Origin of the sequence: Streptomyces sp. V4I23 (genome assembly GCF_030817975.1) — a bacterium.
Lineage (GTDB): Bacteria > Actinomycetota > Actinomycetes > Streptomycetales > Streptomycetaceae > Streptomyces.
In genome coordinates, this window is the sequence record NZ_JAUSZW010000004.1 from 2,612,046 (window position 1) to 2,627,176 (window position 15,131).

The 15,131-nt window shown below is 71.4% G+C and carries 14 protein-coding genes and 1 pseudogene; 5 read left to right on the plus strand and 10 right to left on the minus strand.

What is annotated here, in order from left to right; all coding sequences use genetic code 11:
• Nucleotides 1–12 precede the first annotated feature (12 nt).
• The 4 genes from QFZ82_RS13840 to QFZ82_RS13855 form a co-directional block, all read right to left on the minus strand.
• Nucleotides 13–2,769: an ABC transporter substrate-binding protein gene (locus QFZ82_RS13840; RefSeq protein ID WP_307713460.1), complete on the minus strand. Its 2,757-nt coding sequence runs from the start codon at nt 2,767–2,769 to the stop codon at nt 13–15.
• Between the two features lie 101 nt (nt 2,770–2,870).
• Nucleotides 2,871–4,271, minus strand: a complete 1,401-nt coding sequence (locus QFZ82_RS13845; RefSeq protein ID WP_307713461.1) for a glycoside hydrolase family 5 protein — start codon at nt 4,269–4,271, stop codon at nt 2,871–2,873.
• Nucleotides 4,272–4,343: 72 nt separating this feature from the next.
• Nucleotides 4,344–5,309 (minus strand): zinc-binding dehydrogenase, encoded by a 966-nt coding sequence (locus QFZ82_RS13850; RefSeq protein ID WP_307713462.1) that lies wholly within the window; start codon nt 5,307–5,309, stop codon nt 4,344–4,346.
• A gap of 208 nt (nt 5,310–5,517) precedes the next feature.
• Nucleotides 5,518–6,729: an NADP-dependent malic enzyme gene (locus QFZ82_RS13855; protein ID WP_307713463.1), complete on the minus strand. Its 1,212-nt coding sequence runs from the start codon at nt 6,727–6,729 to the stop codon at nt 5,518–5,520.
• A 524-nt stretch (nt 6,730–7,253) separates the two neighbouring features.
• Between QFZ82_RS13855 and QFZ82_RS13860 the strand changes: the two genes are divergently transcribed.
• The 4 genes from QFZ82_RS13860 (at nt 7,254) to QFZ82_RS13875 (ending at nt 10,783) form a co-directional block, all read left to right on the plus strand.
• A complete protein-coding gene (locus QFZ82_RS13860) occupies nt 7,254–8,219 on the plus strand; it encodes an ABC transporter substrate-binding protein (protein ID WP_307713464.1) in 966 nt (321 codons plus the stop codon).
• 43 nt (nt 8,220–8,262) lie between these two features.
• The gene (locus QFZ82_RS13865) at nt 8,263–9,216 is read left to right on the plus strand and encodes an amino acid ABC transporter permease (RefSeq protein WP_307713465.1); all 954 of its coding nucleotides are present in this window, start codon (nt 8,263–8,265) and stop codon (nt 9,214–9,216) included.
• A gap of 3 nt (nt 9,217–9,219) precedes the next feature.
• On the plus strand, nt 9,220–9,981 hold the full coding sequence (locus QFZ82_RS13870) for an amino acid ABC transporter ATP-binding protein (protein ID WP_305737814.1): 762 nt from the start codon (nt 9,220–9,222) through the stop codon (nt 9,979–9,981).
• 187 nt (nt 9,982–10,168) lie between these two features.
• On the plus strand, nt 10,169–10,783 hold the full coding sequence (locus QFZ82_RS13875) for a CGNR zinc finger domain-containing protein (protein WP_307713466.1): 615 nt from the start codon (nt 10,169–10,171) through the stop codon (nt 10,781–10,783).
• Here QFZ82_RS13875 and sodX read toward each other — a convergent pair.
• Complete coding sequence (sodX, locus tag QFZ82_RS13880; RefSeq protein ID WP_307713467.1) at nt 10,702–11,127, minus strand: nickel-type superoxide dismutase maturation protease; 426 nt, start codon at nt 11,125–11,127, stop codon at nt 10,702–10,704. The two genes, QFZ82_RS13875 and sodX, sit on opposite strands and share 82 nt — an antisense overlap.
• A 149-nt stretch (nt 11,128–11,276) precedes the next feature.
• Here sodX and sodN point away from each other — a divergent pair, with 149 nt between their 5' ends.
• Complete coding sequence (gene sodN / locus QFZ82_RS13885; protein ID WP_089511141.1) at nt 11,277–11,672, plus strand: superoxide dismutase, Ni; 396 nt, start codon at nt 11,277–11,279, stop codon at nt 11,670–11,672.
• Nucleotides 11,673–12,082: 410 nt separating this feature from the next.
• Here sodN and QFZ82_RS13890 read toward each other — a convergent pair whose 3' ends face one another.
• The 5 genes and pseudogenes from QFZ82_RS13890 to QFZ82_RS13905 form a co-directional block, all read right to left on the minus strand.
• Complete coding sequence (locus QFZ82_RS13890) at nt 12,083–12,526, minus strand: DUF6304 family protein (RefSeq protein ID WP_307713468.1); 444 nt, start codon at nt 12,524–12,526, stop codon at nt 12,083–12,085.
• Between the two features lie 83 nt (nt 12,527–12,609).
• Nucleotides 12,610–12,831, minus strand: a complete 222-nt coding sequence (locus tag QFZ82_RS13895; protein ID WP_307713469.1) for a hypothetical protein — start codon at nt 12,829–12,831, stop codon at nt 12,610–12,612.
• Between the two features lie 103 nt (nt 12,832–12,934).
• Nucleotides 12,935–13,069: a hypothetical protein gene (locus QFZ82_RS39775; protein WP_373429467.1), complete on the minus strand. Its 135-nt coding sequence runs from the start codon at nt 13,067–13,069 to the stop codon at nt 12,935–12,937.
• Nucleotides 13,032–13,563 (minus strand): annotated as a pseudogene (locus tag QFZ82_RS13900) (polyprenyl synthetase family protein); the annotation flags it as partial. The gene QFZ82_RS39775 and the pseudogene QFZ82_RS13900, both read right to left, overlap by 38 nt.
• Nucleotides 13,564–13,649: 86 nt before the next feature.
• The gene (locus tag QFZ82_RS13905; protein ID WP_307713470.1) at nt 13,650–15,068 is read right to left on the minus strand and encodes a family 2B encapsulin nanocompartment shell protein; all 1,419 of its coding nucleotides are present in this window, start codon (nt 15,066–15,068) and stop codon (nt 13,650–13,652) included.
• Nucleotides 15,069–15,131: the final 63 nt, after the last annotated feature.

Consider the following 15,131-nt stretch of genomic DNA (forward strand, 5'->3'; position numbering starts at 1 on the left):
CCCCGCGCGCCGTCACGGGCAGGGATGCCGCTCCGGTCCCCAGGTCCGGCGTACGTCACCGCGCCCGACCGTCCCGCACAGCAGCACTGTCTGCGCCCCTTTCGGGCCGCCCCGCTCGACCGCTATGAGCTTCTTCTCGCTGACCCGGCCGCCGCCCGCCGCCCCGTGCGCGTCGATCCGACCGGTGGCGCCGTCGAAGCCCCCGCCGCCGAGCCCCTGGTAGAGCACCGCCTGGAGCAGCCTGCGGTCGAGGCGCTCGTCGTGGCCGCCGGTGCCCCGCCAGGCCTGGTCCACGCCCTCCGCGAGGTAGCGCATCGCGTCCCAGGCGAGCGCCACATGGGCGTCCTGCCGCATCGCGCCCGTACGGGTGCCGTGGTCCTCCGCGTACGTGCGGTCGTACGCCGAGAGGAAGGCCGCCGCCTCGCCGCTGACCTCGGCCAGTGCCGGGGCGCGACCGTGCGAGACGTAGAAGAGGGTCAGTCCGGCGAAGACCTCCCAGGGGCGCCGCTCCTCCGTGAGGGCGTTGGTGACGTCGTCGCCGCCGAGCACGCTCACCTTCGGGCAGTCGCGCGCGGCACGGCTCAACTCGCCGAGGAACAGCTGGAAGTGGCTGCCCCGGCCGGCCCACACCACGGCCGTACGCGGCTCCTCGGCCACCGCCCGGCACACCTCGCGCGCCAGGTCCTCCACCGCCGCGATCGGGGTCCCCGCCGGGGCCCCGGGCAGCGGCGTGGGTTCGGGGGCGTCCGTCGGCGTGTACAGGAGCGACTCGGTCCGCTCCTCGTCGTACGCCGCCCGGAACGCCGCCGCGAGGCTCGCGCTGTACGCGTCCGAGGGGTCTGCGATCAGCCGTACCCGCACGGCGGGCTTACCGTCCACCATGGGGGCGTGCTCGGCGAAGGCCGCCATCACCTGCCCGGCTCGCGTGTCGGTCGGCGCGGTCTGGTAGTAGTGCCCGCCCTGGCGCAGCAGTTCGTCGGCGGTGCCCGAGGTGCCGACCATCGGCAGGCCGGCCTCGTCGAAGATGCGCATCGCCTCGTACGTACGGCGGCGGCTCTGGCCGAAGCCGACGACGCCGACGATCGAGCGGTCCTTGTCGGCGAGTTCGACGATCCGGTGGGCGACGGCCGGGGCGTCCTTGAAGCGGTCGCCGGCGTTCGCGGCGAGGACGCGCAGCGGGACGCGTTCCCCGGAGCGCAGTGCCTGCCCGTTCGCGTACGCCTGGGCGAGGGCGAGACCGCGCAGTTCGGCGAGGGTGCCGCCGCGGACGGGGTCCTCGGCGTCCTTGCCGCCGCTGAGCGGGCCGAAGTAGACGACGGTGCGCGCGTCCGGCCGCGGGTCGTCGGCGTCCCGGCCCGTGAGTTCCTTCTCGACCTCCTTGTTCTGCCGCTCGATGCGCTGCAGGACGTCCCGGACGGCCCGCTCGCTGTCTCCCGTGCCGAAGGACGCCGCGCCTTCCGCGACGCCGACGCACTGCCCGTCCGTGCCGAGGAACGTGGAGCCGAGGCACGGGTCGGGGCCCATCCTGGTGAAGGGGACCCCGGCGACAAGGCCGGCGGCGACCGCGAGGGCGAGCACGCCCGCGGTGGCGGCCACGGCCACGTCGGTGCCGGGCCCCCAGCGCGTCGCGGGCGGGGCGAGGGTGGGCCAGCGGCCCAGCCAGTACGTCGCGGCCTGGTCGTCCGCGGGCCCTTCGGAGACCGGCACCACCATTCCGGAGGGCCGCCCCGGCGGGGTGCCGCGCTGGGCGATGTTGGCCAGGTCGGCGCCGGCGGCGGACAGGCCGGGGACCTCGATGTCGGGGATACGGCTGGCGAGCGTGCGCACGCCTGCGGCGACGGCGACCACGGAGGTGCACCGCAGGTCCTCCATGGCGGCGCGCAGTTCGCGCAGGAAGCGCTGGACACGCGACTCGGCGGGGCCCGCCTCCTCCACCAGGAGCACGAAGCGGCTGACGCGCCGGCGCCGCCAGGGGTTGAACATCCGCTTGCGGGCCGCGCCTTCCAGGTCGGCGAGCAGAGCGTGCACCAGGATCCGGTCGAGCTGCTCGGGGTCGCCGTCCGGGCCGCCGCCCACCAGGTCGAGGGCCGAGCGGAAGAAGTCGGTGGGCGGCGTGCCCTGCTGCTGGCGCACCCACTCGGCGTACCAGCGGCGGCCTCCGTGCCGGCTCCTGCCCAGCATCGTGCGGCCCGCCCGCCTGCCGTACAGGGCGCGTGGCAGCCGCTGGAAGAGCGGACCCGCGACGAAGTTCCACAGCAGTTCGAGCAGGGTGCCGCCGTTGGCCTGGTCCCGGCCGCCCAGCCACCACAGCCCCCGGGCGAGCGCGGAGACCTCCCGGTGCTCGGCGTAGCAGTGGTCGCGCAGTTCGCCGGGGCGGCGCTCCATGAGGCCGCCGACGGCGGGCGCGGTGACGACGGCGCGCAGCAGCCGGTAGGACGGCAGGCGCAGCCGTCCCGTGCCCGGCGGCATCGTCGCGTCCAGCTGGAAGGCGATCTGCTCGAAGAGGTCGAGCGGCGGCGCGGCCGGGTCCGCCGTGGCCCCGTCCAGGCAGGCGTGCGGGGCGAGTCGGCCCTCCCGCCCGCGCAGCCGCGACCGTAAGCCGGCGACGATCCGGCGGCCCGCCTGTCCGTCCCCCGGTTCGCTCAGCAGCACCACCGGGACACGGCTGCGGCTGCGGCGCGGCTGCACCACGAGTTTGTCGAAGGCGTCCACGAATTTCTCGACGCCCGGATAGGCCGGGACACGGCTCTGCTGATCCCCCGTCGACATGTTCTCCTCCCCCTTCACGCGCGATCACGTGAGTGTCAAGGCTCGTGCCCCGCACGGCCGGTGCGCAATCGTCACCCGGCGCACCCGACCGGCGCGGGGGTTCATCGTGGGGCGCGCGGAGTGACCAGAACCGTGACGTGCGCGCCGGGCCGTGCGTGCACGCGCGCGGTCGCCGCGCGGTCCGCGGGCAGCACGGGCGTGGCGGTCCGGGCGGGCCCGGTCAGCTCGATGCGCCAGCCGCCGGGCCGGGGCGGCACGGAGATCTCGGTGACGCCGCCCGCGGCCCGGTACGCGAGCCGGTAGGCCGCGGTGTCCGGCTCGAACGCCTCGGCGGTGATCCGGCCGGCGACCGCGGGGGCGTACGGGGCCGCGGTCTGCTCCTTGTTGGTGCGGAACCGCCCCTCGGCGTCGACGGCGCAGTACCCGCCGCCGTAGCACCAGACGTAGCCCGCCCAGCCGGAGCCGTAGCGGTTCAGGGACCGCAGGGCGTCGCGGTAGAAACGGCCCATGTTCGGCAGCGCGTTGTTGAGCGGGCCCCACTCCCCCACGACGACCGGGACGCGGTACTGCCGCGGGTAGACGGTCACGGCCGACTCGTACGCCTCGATCCAGCCGGCCGACGGGTCGTAGTCGGCGCCCGCCTCCATGGCCGTGTTGTAGAAGTGGGGTGCGTAGACGGCCCTGGGGTCGTCGATACGGCCGAGGCCGGTGGGGACGCCCTCCCCCACGACGGGCGTCGGTTCGAAGAAGACCCAGGTGTCCTCGTCGACGGAACGGACGGCGTCCGCGAGGCGGTTGTACATGGGGGTGAGCTGCTCGCGCTCGATACGGCGGGCGGCCGCCGGAAGGTCCTCACCCTGCGCGATCTCGCCCATGGGCTCGTTGATCAGGTCGTAGCCGACGACGGCAGGGTGTTCCGCGAGACGGCCGGCGAGCACCCGCCACATGTCCGCCTGGGCGCGCCGCAGGTCCGGGTCCTCGTAGAGATGGGTGAACGCGCGCTGCACGGCCGGTTCGAAGTACTCGGCGAACCAGTCGTCGGGGTGCGGGGTGAACGGCAGCCCGTCGGTCCTCGTCGCCCACTCCGGGATGCCGCGGTGGCCGAAAGCGGGCCCGAAGACGTCCTGGTGGGCGTCGATCAGGACCTGGACACGGTGCTTGTGCGCCCAGCCGAGGACGCGCTCGATCCTGCGGAGGTACGCCTCGCTGTAGCGGCTCCGCTCGGGCTCCAGGTCGTCCCAGAAGACGAGCAGCCGCGCGAAGCCGAAGCCCTGGGCGCGCAGGTCGCGGAAGTGGCGCTCGGTGATCGCGGACAGGGCGGCCTCGCCGCGATGGGTCTTGTCCTCGACGTTCCAGCCGCGCAGGGTGAGGACGCGGCCCCTGGCGTCCGTGAGGCGGGGTATGTCCGGAGGTGTCTCCCGGCCGTCGGCGCTCTTCGCGTGAGCGGCTGACGCGGACAGGACGGCGGCGCAGACGAGGGCGACGAGCAGACGGCGGTACATGGGACCTCCGGCACGGTCGGTCGACAGTGCCGGAGATCCCATCAGCAGAACTGACGGTCCATCAAGAGTCCGTCACGGGTTGGTCAGGACGATCTTCCCGAACAGGTCGCCGGAGGCCAGCTTCTCGAAGCCCTCCCTGGCCCGGTCGAGCGGCAGCACCTGGTCGATCACCGGCCGCACACCGGTCGCCGCGCAGAACGACAGCAGGTCCTCCAGCTCGTCCTTGGAGCCCATCGTCGAGCCCACGACCTTCAGCTCCAGGAAGAAGATGCGGGTCAGCTCGGCGTGCGAGGGCCGGTCGCCGCTCGTCGCGCCCGAGATCACCAGCGTGCCGCCGGGCCGCAGCGACTTGACCGAGTGGGACCAGGTGGCCGCGCCGACGGTCTCGATGACGGCGTCCACGCGCCGGGGCAGCCGCGCGCCCGGCTCGTACGCCTCCTCGGCGCCGAGGTCGACCGCCCGCTTGCGCTTGGCCTCGTCCCGGCTGGTGGCGTACACCCGCAGTCCGGCCGCCCTGCCGAGCACGATCGCGGCGGTGGCGACGCCACCGCCCGCGCCCTGCACGAGGACGGAGTCACCCGGCCGGACGCCCGCGTTGGTGAACAGCATCCGGTACGCGGTCAGCCAGGCGGTCGGCAGGCAGGCGGCCTCCTCGAAGGTGAGCTCCTTCGGCTTGGGCAGCACGTTCCAGGACGGCACGGTGACCTGCTCGGCGAAGGTGCCCTGGTAGCGCTCGGTGAGGATGGAGCGGGGCTCGTCGGGGCCGACGCCGTGGCCGCTCTGGCCGATGACGGAGTGGAGGACCACCTCGTTGCCGTCCTGGTCGACGCCGGCGGCGTCGCAGCCGAGGATCATCGGCAGCTTGTCCTCGCCGAGACCCACGCCGCGCAGCGACCACAGGTCGTGGTGGTTGAGGGAGGCGGCCTTGACGTTCACGGTCGTCCAGCCGGGACGGACCTCAGGAGCGGGGCGCTCGCCCAGTTCGAGTCCGTTCAGCGGCTGGTCGCGGTCGATGCGGGCGGCGTAGGCGGCGAACATGACCTTGAGACTAGGACGGCCCGGTGCGTGGCGGAACCACACATCGGTGTGACGCGCGCTGCTTTCTGCGTGGCTCGGTTCTCCCCTGTGCGGTACGCGGCCGGAGCGGCAGCCCCCGCACCACCCGTTCGACCCAGCGCGCCCCCGGAAATGCGCGACGGGCCGCGGCCCACCCCCGCACGGGATGGCCGCGGCCCGTCGCGGCGCGTCAGCGCCGGGCGACACCCTCCGCACGCGCGGCGGCGGCGACCGCCGCGGTGACCGCGGGGGCGACCCGCTCGTCGAACGGGGACGGGATCACGTAGTCGGCCGACAGTGCGTCACCGACGACGTCCGCCAGCGCGTTCGCAGCGGCGATCTTCATGCCCTCGGTGATGCGGGAGGCCCGCACCTGGAGCGCGCCCGCGAAGATGCCCGGGAACGCGAGGACGTTGTTGATCTGGTTCGGGTAGTCCGAACGGCCGGTGGCCACGACCGCCGCGTACTTGTGCGCGACGTCCGGGTGGACCTCCGGGTTGGGGTTGGCCATGGCGAAAACGAACGCGTTCGGAGCCATCGACGCGACCGCTTCCTCCGGCACCGTGCCGCCCGAGACGCCGATGAAGACGTCCGCGCCGGCGAGCGCGGTCTCCAGGGAGCCCGACAGGCCCGCCCGGTTGGTGAGCTCGGCGAGCTCGCGCTTGACCGGGGTCAGGTCCTCGCGGTCACGGCTGACGATGCCCTTGCGGTCGGCGACCGCCACGTCCCCGAGCCCCGCCTCCAGCAGGAACTTCGCGATGGCCACACCGGCAGCGCCGGCGCCCGAGATGACCGCGCGCAGGTCACCGAGCCCGCGTCCGGTCAGCTTGGCCGCGTTGCGCAGGGCCGCGAGAGTGACCACCGCGGTGCCGTGCTGGTCGTCGTGGAAGACGGGGATGTCGAGGCGCTCCTGGAGCTTGCGCTCGATCTCGAAGCACCGCGGCGCCGAGATGTCCTCGAGGTTCACTCCGCCGAAGGACGGCGCGAGGCGCACGACGGTCTCGACGATCTCGTCCGTGTCCGTGGTGGCGAGGGCGATCGGAACCGCGTCCACGCCGCCGAACTGCTTGAAGAGGATCGCTTTGCCCTCCATGACCGGGAGGGACGCCTCCGGGCCGATGTCGCCGAGGCCGAGCACCGCGGTCCCGTCCGTCACGACGGCGACGACCTGGGACTTCCAGGTGTAGTCGTGAACGAGCTCGGGCTTCTCGGCGATAGCCGTGCACACCTTGGCGACACCAGGCGTGTACGCGAGGGACAGGTCGTCCTTGTTCCGCACCGGCACGGTGGCCTGGATGGCCATCTTGCCGCCGCGGTGCAGCGCGAACGCCGGATCGAAGGGCTCGTCGGAACTCTCCGTGCCGGTGTTGTCGCTGCGAGGATTGACGATCTCCGCTGCCATTGTGGTTGACCCCTTAAGTCTTCATCAGTTGAGGGTGGCCGCTCCTGGTTGAGGAGGGGTGGGCGGGCACCGCGTCCGTCCCCTGCACCGGGCGGTTGGCCCGCCCCGGCAGAGGGTTCTCACGCACGCGCGGGCGCGCCGCACAACGCGCCCGTAGCCCCGGATGAGGGGTGTAAGGATCCTTCATACCGGACAGACCGCACCGCGGACGAGTCGGTATCGGCGCGGTGACGTGGCTCATAGCGCCAAAACGGACAACTCAACCCTCTGTCATGCACCCGTCCAGATCATGGGACGACGGGAGATCTTCCGGCCGGAGGGCGGTATTCCAGCGAATGGTCCGGCCTTGATGTACCGGCCCGCTGAGGTTCGGGGGTTTCCCGTTATCCGATTTTGACATGCGCGGCCCCCTGAATGGGCCAGTCCGAATGGCAAGATGCCGAAAACACACAAGCTGGTGACACTCGAAGGTGAGTGCACAGCTGCTCGTAACGCCCCTCTACACATGCCGGAGGACCCCGATCATGACCGCAAGCTTCACCCGTCGTACGACTGCCGCCAGGTCCCGGATCGCCGCAGTCAGTGCGCTCGCGGTCGCCGGCGCGCTGGTGCTCACCGCCTGCGGTGACCAGACGAACTCCGGATCCGAGACCGCCCAGACCGAGGGCACCAAGTCCACGAGCGCCCCGCTCTTCGACAAGCTTCCGAAGAAGTACCAGGACTCCGGCGTGATCAAGGTCGGCACGGACGCCGCCTACGCCCCGATGGAGTACGAGGAGGGCGGCAAGATCGTCGGCATCGACCCCGACATCGCCGCCGCCATGGGCAAGGAGCTCGGCGTCCGGTTCGAGTTCACCAGCGGTACCTTCGACGGCCTGATCTCCTCGCTCAACACCGGCCGCCAGGACATCGTCATGTCCGCCATGAGCGACACGAAGGCCCGCCAGCAGGGTCTGGACGACAAGGGCAAGAAGACCGGCGAGGGCGTCGACTTCGTCGACTACTTCAACTCCGGTGTCTCACTGCTCGTCAAGAAGGGCAACCCGGAGAACATCAAGTCCCTCGACGACCTGTGCGGCAAGAAGGTGGCCGTCCAGCGCGGCACGACCTACCACGACACGTTCAAGAAGCAGGCCACCAAGTGTGAGCAGGACGGCAAGGGCAAGCTCACCATCGAGGCGTTCGACACCGACGCCGAGGCCCAGACCCGTGTGAAGTCCGGTGGCGCCGTCGCCGACCTCAACGACTACCCCGTCGCCGCGCACATCGCGAAGACCGCGGGCGGCGGCAACGACTTCGAGGTCACGGGCGACCAGACCGAGGCCGGCCCCTTCGGCATCGCCGTCGACAAGGACAACACCCAGCTGCGCGACGCGCTCAAGGACGCCCTGAACGCGATCATCGAGAACGGCGAGTACGCGAAGGTCCTGGAGAAGTGGGACGTCAAGGACAGCGCCGTGACCGAGGCGACCATCAACGCCGGCCAGTGATCCGACGTACCAGCCTCAAGCGTTCCACTGAAGGGCAGTCACTGTGACTGACAAGTTCGACAAGACACCCGCCGACGGGCCACCGGCGACGACGGCGGTCGACAAGGGGGACTTCACGCCCCCTGAGCAGATCAAGGCCATCCCGGTCCGGCACTGGGGCCGCTGGATCAGCGGTGTGGTCGTCGTGGCCCTGCTGGGCACGCTCGCCTACTCGTTCTCCCAGGGCGACGTCACCTGGGGGACGGTCGGCGACCTCATCTTCGACGACCGGATCGTCACCGGCATGGGCCGCACGCTGCTGATCAGCGTGCTGTCGATGCTGATCGGTCTGTTCCTGGGCGTCCTCTTCGCGGTCATGCGGCTGTCGAAGAACCCGGTGACCGGTGCGGTGGCCTGGCTGTACATCTGGTTCTTCCGCGGCACGCCCGTGTATGTACAGCTCCTGCTGTGGTTCAACCTCGCGCTGATCTTCCCCGTCCTCAACCTTGGGTTCTACAAGGACGAGATGGTCGACGTGATGACCCCGTTCATGGTCGCGCTGCTCGGCCTGGGCCTGAACGAGGGCGCGTACATGGCCGAGATCGTCCGGGCCGGCATCCAGTCGGTCGACGAGGGCCAGACCGAGGCCTCGCACGCGCTCGGCATGTCCAGCGGCAAGACCATGCGGCGCATCGTTCTCCCGCAGGCGATGCGGGTGATCGTGCCGCCGACCGGCAACGAGTTCATCAACCTGCTGAAGACCTCGTCCCTGGTCTCCGCGGTCCAGTACACGGAGCTGCTGCGCGCCGCGCAGAACATCGGCTCCACGTCGTTCGCCATCATGGAGACCCTGCTGGTGGCCTCCGTCTGGTACCTGGCCCTGACCAGCGTGTTCAGCGTCGGCCAGTACTACGTCGAGCGGTACTACGCCCGCGGCTCGCTGCGGCAGCTGCCGCCGACACCCTGGCAGAGGGTCAAGGCCAATCTGCTGTCCCGCAACAGCCCCAGGGGGGTGTGACACATGACCCCCATGGTGAAGGCCGAGGGCGTCCACAAGTCCTACGGTTCCGCCCACATCCTGCGCGGCATCGATCTCGAGGTCGCACCGCGTGAGGTGTTCTGCCTGGTCGGCCCGTCCGGCTCCGGCAAGTCCACCTTCCTGCGGTGCATCAACCACCTGGAGAAGATCAACGCGGGCCGGCTGTCGGTCGACGGCCACCTGGTCGGCTACCGGCAGAAGGGCGACAAGCTCTACGAGCTGAAGGACAGCGAGGTCGCGGCCCAGCGCCGGGACATCGGCATGGTCTTCCAGCGCTTCAACCTGTTCCCCCACATGACGGCGCTCGCCAACGTCATGGAGGCGCCGATCCAGGTCAAGGGCGAGACCAAGGCCGTCGCCCGGGAGCGGGCCGAGCGGCTGCTCGACCGGGTCGGGCTCGCCGACAAGGCCGGGAACTACCCCTCGCAGCTCTCCGGCGGCCAGCAGCAGCGCGTCGCCATCGCCCGTGCGCTGGCGATGGAGCCGAAGCTGATGCTCTTCGACGAGCCGACCTCGGCCCTCGACCCGGAGCTGGTGGGTGACGTCCTCGACGTCATGCGCGGCCTCGCCGAGGACGGCATGACGATGATCGTCGTGACGCACGAGATGGGCTTCGCGCGCGAGGTCGGCGACTCGCTGGTCTTCATGGACGGCGGCGTGGTGGTCGAGTCCGGCCACCCGCGCGACGTCCTGACGAACCCGCAGCACGACCGCACGAAGTCGTTCCTGTCGAAGGTCCTGTAGGGCGAAGATCCTGGAGAGCGGGCAAGTGGGGCGGTACGGACGCGAGGTCCGTACCGCCCCTTTCTCTTGATGCGGGGCGTCGACTCGTCCTCACGTGGCCGGCGGACCGGAACCCTCTCGTCCGTAATACCCTCGAAGCAACTGCAGCTGTTACGCCGACACCAGACCGTCGCGGTAAGGACTACAAGTGGAACTGGCCTTTTACTCGGACTACGCCGTACGCCTGGTCAACACCGAGGAGCCGGGCCGCAACAAGGACTCGCTCACCTCCGTCGAGGCCGTCCGGGACCTGTTCGGCCCCTCGACGCAGGCCGCGCGCCGCGCCACGGACTCGGACGTCACCCGCTTCCGGTCGGTACGCGCCCGGCTGCGCGCCGTCTTCGCCGCGGCGGACGCGGGCGAGGAGACCCAGGCGGTCGACCTGCTCAACTCGCTGCTGCTGGAGTTCCCGGTCAGCCCGCAGATCTCCGGACACGACTACCGGGACGAGGACGGCCGGCCCAAGTGGCACATGCACCTCGCCGACCACCCGTCGAACGCGACTGCGGGATACGCGGCCATCGCGGCGATGGGCCTCGCCTTCCACCTGACCGAGTACGGGGTGGACCGCCTCGGCCTGTGCCAGGCGGCTCCTTGCCGCAACGCCTACCTGGACACCTCGACCAACCGCTCGCGCCGCTACTGCTCCGACCGCTGCGCCACCCGCGCCAACGTGGCGGCCTACCGCGCCCGCAAGCGCCTGGAGACCGAGCGGTCGGCGAGCACGAGCCGCAGCGCGGAGACGGCCCAGGACCCCACATAGAAGGGGGTGCGCCGACGCCCGGGCAGCATGGGCCGGTACCGGGCGTACACCCGCGCGAGAACCAACTCGTCCGGCACGGCGCCGAACGCGCGGCTGTCCACGACCTCGGCGTCCGGATTGTCCCCGAGGACCCACCAGCCGCCGTCACGCCGCTCGATCAGCCGCTTCACGATGAGCAGGTCCTGCTGCAGGGGATGACGCAGTACGGCCACGTGCCCCGGGCGCACCTCGGCGCCGTTGTGCACGAGGAGCTGGTCGCCGTGCCACAGCGTCGGATACATCGAACGACCGGTCACCTCGGCGATGCCGAACGGCGCTCTCGCCTCATGCCCCTGCTCACTCATCGGCCACCTCCGGCTCCACCGTACGTTCCGCCACCGGTCCCATGGTGGCGCCGGACTTTTGTCCTAAGCCCCTGGGGGCACTCGCGAAAACCCGACCGTCACGGAGTAATCTCCCACCTGAGAAGACGATCACGAGGAAGGACAGCTCCATGCTCTCCCGCCTGTTTGCCCCCAAGGTGAAGGTCAGCGCCCACTGCGACCTGCCCTGCGGTGTCTACGACCCGGCCCAGGCCCGCATCGAGGCGGAGTCGGTCAAGGCCGTCCAGGAGAAGTACCAGGCCAACGAGGACCCGCACTTCCGCGCCCGCGCCACCGTCATCAAGGAGCAGCGCGCGGAGCTCGCCAAGCACCACGTGTCGGTGCTGTGGAGCGACTACTTCAAGCCCCCGCACTTCGAGAAGTACCCGGAGCTGCACCAGCTGGTGAACGACGCGCTGAAGGCCCTGTCGGCCGCGAAGGCGTCGACCGACCCGGCGACGGGCCAGAAGGCCCTGGACTACATCGCCCAGATCGACAAGATCTTCTGGGAGACCAAGAAGGCCTGACCCCTGGCCCGGGCTGCCCGGCCCGCCCGTCCGCGGGTCCCGTCGCCCAACCGACCGCACCCGGTCCGCAGGCCGCCGAGCACGGCGTCCATGCCGGACCGGGTGCGGTCGTTTTCCTCGCACCGCCGCCCATGTGCGCTCCGCCAGCAAGTGGCCGAGGTCGCGGAACTGTCGGGGCGACAGGAGGACGAGCCCGAGCGTCGCGAGCTGCCGTGACCGACCTGTCGGGTGGGCACGCCCCGTTCCGGGCGGCATCGACTCGGCGCACGTCGCGTTCCGGCCGGACGGAAGTGCGCCCTCGCACGCCCCGGCCCGGACATCGCCTCGGGGACCCGCGCCCCACCCCCGCGCTGGGGGCTGGGAGGCGCTGCGCTGACGCGGCAGGGCAGTCCGAAAGGCCTGTCCGGCGCTCAGGCCTGGGCCGGCTCGCGGCTGCCGAGCGCGGCGCCCGGCGGCAACTGGCCCCGGATCCGCCCGAGCGCGTCGTCGAAATCGCCGTCCGCGACGCACGCTTCGTACGCGGCGCCGCCGCAGTGGAGCGTCAGGTTGAGCTCCGCCCGGTCGGGCCCGGCCCCGTCCCGCGCGGGCTCCCCCAGGGTCAGCAGGCAGCTCAGCGTCGCCTGCTGCACGCCCCCGTCGACGTGGACGGGCAGCGGCATGTCCCATTCCAGTACGCAGGAGGACAGCACGCCGCCCCCGCCCTCCGCCCGCAGCGCGGCGAACGTCGCGCCCTCGTACTCAACACCTCTGATGCGCGTGCGCACTTGGCCGCCGGCCGCGGTTATCTTGACCGCTTCCGCGCCGGCCCGGTCGCGGTACCAGCCCGCGCAGACCTCAGTCGACTCCGATGACATGCGCGGACTGTAGCGCTAGGCCGTCCTCCGGCGCGCAACAGGTGCCCCTTCACGCCCTGGGCGTGCGCCGTGGACGGCGCGGGTCAGGTCTGACCGACCTCTTCGCCGGATGCGTCGCCGTCCTTCTCGACGCTCAGGGGACAGTCGGGGTTGTGGCAGGGCCCGGGCTCCCAGACCGGTACGAACGCCCCGAGCGTCTTGTGCCGTTTGACGACCGTGCCGACAGGCCGGCCACAGGCAGGGCAGACGCGCTCCTCCTGCGGATGCCTCGGGACGCGGTGCGAACCATGTCCTTCACTGTCCATATGGCCAGAATATTCCGCTACGGGCGCCTCGGACAGCGGGACCGAGCCGTCCGGAACTCCCTCACACACGGGACCGGCCCCGCCACCGGCGAAGCCGGCGCGCTCAGCGTGTGCGCCGGGTGACGAACTCCGCCAGCGCCAGCAGATCACCCGCCGCCGCCAGGTCCGGCACGGCGCGCGACAGCTCCCCCACCGCCCGCGACATCCGCTCGGCCGCCTGCGTCTGCCCCCCAGTCACGACCCTGACCCGCGCACAGCTCGATGACACAGGCCGCGAGCCGTGCCGAGGCGGCGACCGAGCAGGGGGCCGGGTCCTCGGCCAGCAGCCGCAGCGCGAGGGCGAGCATGGCGTCACCGGCCACGATGGCGTCCGCCGTGCCGAACACCGTCCAGGCGGTGGGGCGGTGCCTGCGGGTGGCGTCCTTGTCGATCACATCGCCGTGCAGGCGTGAAGTTGTGCGCGAGCTCCACGGCCGCCGCGGCCCGCACGGCCCGGTCGGGGTCGCCGCCGAGTGCCCGGCAGGCGGCGAGCACGAGCGCGGACCTGATGACCTTGCCGCCCGCGCCCGCGGCCGGACTGCCGTCGGCCTGCTCCCAGCCGACGTGGTACCGCGCCACACGGCGCACGGCGCTCGGCAGGGTGTCGACGGCGGAACGGAGCTCGGGCTGGACAGCACCGCTGGTGCGCTCCAGCAGCGCGACGGCCTCACGGCCCTCGACGGTGTCCGGCATGGTCAAGGGGCGGTCCTCTTCCTCGGGAACGGTCGGCGGTGCGGGCCGGGGGCGCGGCAGGGGCGCGCCCCCGGTGCGGCACAAGGTCAGCGCCAGCGGCTCACCTCGACGTTCTCCAGGACTCCGAGGGCGTCGGGGACGAGGACGGCCGCGGAGTAGTAGGCCGTGACCAGGTACGAGATGATCGCCTGCTCGTCGATGCCCATGAAGCGCACGGACAGGCTGGGCTCGATCTCGTCCGGGATGCCGGTCTGGTGCAGCCCGATGACGCCCTGGTCGGCCTCGCCCGTACGCATGCAGATGATGGACGTCGTGCGGGCGTCCGAGATCGGGATCTTGTTGCACGGGAAGATCGGCACGCCCCGCCAGGCCGGCACCTGGTGACCGCCGATCTCGACGCTGTCGGGGACCAGCCCCCGCTTGTTGCACTCGCGGCCGAAGGCTGCGATCGCGCGCGGGTGGGCGAGGAACAGCTTCGAACCGCGCCGCCGCGACAGCAGCTCGTCCATGTCGTCCGGGCCCGGCACACCGTCGTGCGGCTGCAGTCGCTGGCCGTAGTCGCAGTTGTTCAGGAGGCCGAACTCGCGGTTGTTGACGAGCTCGTGCTCCTGGCGCTCGCGCAGCGCCTCGACGGTCAGCCGCAACTGCTGCTCGGTCTGGTTCATCGGCTGGTTGTAGAGGTCGGCAACGCGGCTGTGCACCTTCAGCACGGTCTGCGCGACGCTCAGTTCGTACTCGCGCGGGGCCGCGTCGTAGTCGACGTAGGTGTGCGGGACGACGGCCTCGCCGACATGTCCGGCGGACAGGTCGATCGCCGCCTCGCCGTACTTGTTGGTCCGCTGCCGGGGCAGTGCGGCGAGGCTCGCCAGGTGCGTGCGCAGCGACTCCGCGCGGTCGGCGAGGTTGAGCACGTCGTACCTGGTCAGCACGAGCACGGTGCAGGCCGTGGCCGCGCGCGCCGTGTACCGCCAGACGGCCTCGCGGTCCGTGAGGGAGTGATCGCCGAAGTACGCCCCGTCCGCGAGGACTTCGACGACGGCCTCGTCCCCGTAGGGGCCCTCGCCGAGCTGCTCGACGCGGCCGTGCGCCAGCAGGTAGACCCGGTCCGCCGCCTCCCCGCCGGTGGCCAGCACCTCTCCGGGCGCGAACTCCCGCTGCTGGCACCGCCGTGCCAGCTCCGTGAGGGCGGTCTCGTCGCCGAAGTCGCGCAGCGCCGGCAGCTCGCCCAGCTCGGCGGGGATGACCGTGACCTGGTCGCCGGTCTGCACGAACGTCACCCTGCCGTCGCCGACCGAGTAGGTCAGGCGGCGGTTCACGCGGTATGTGCCGCCCTGAACCTGCACCCAGGGCAGCATGCGCAGCAGCCACCGCGAGGTGATCTCCTGCATCTGCGGGGCGGACTTGGTGGTGGTCGCGAGATTCCGCGCGGCGGCGGTGCCGAGACTCTGCTGGGACCCCTGCTCATGGACGTCCTCGCCGACGGAACCTGCCGAACCGACCGTCATGTGACTCCCTCCCGATCATGCCTCTGACCTGTGAGGAAAGCCTTTCAGCACAGTGCGTCGTCG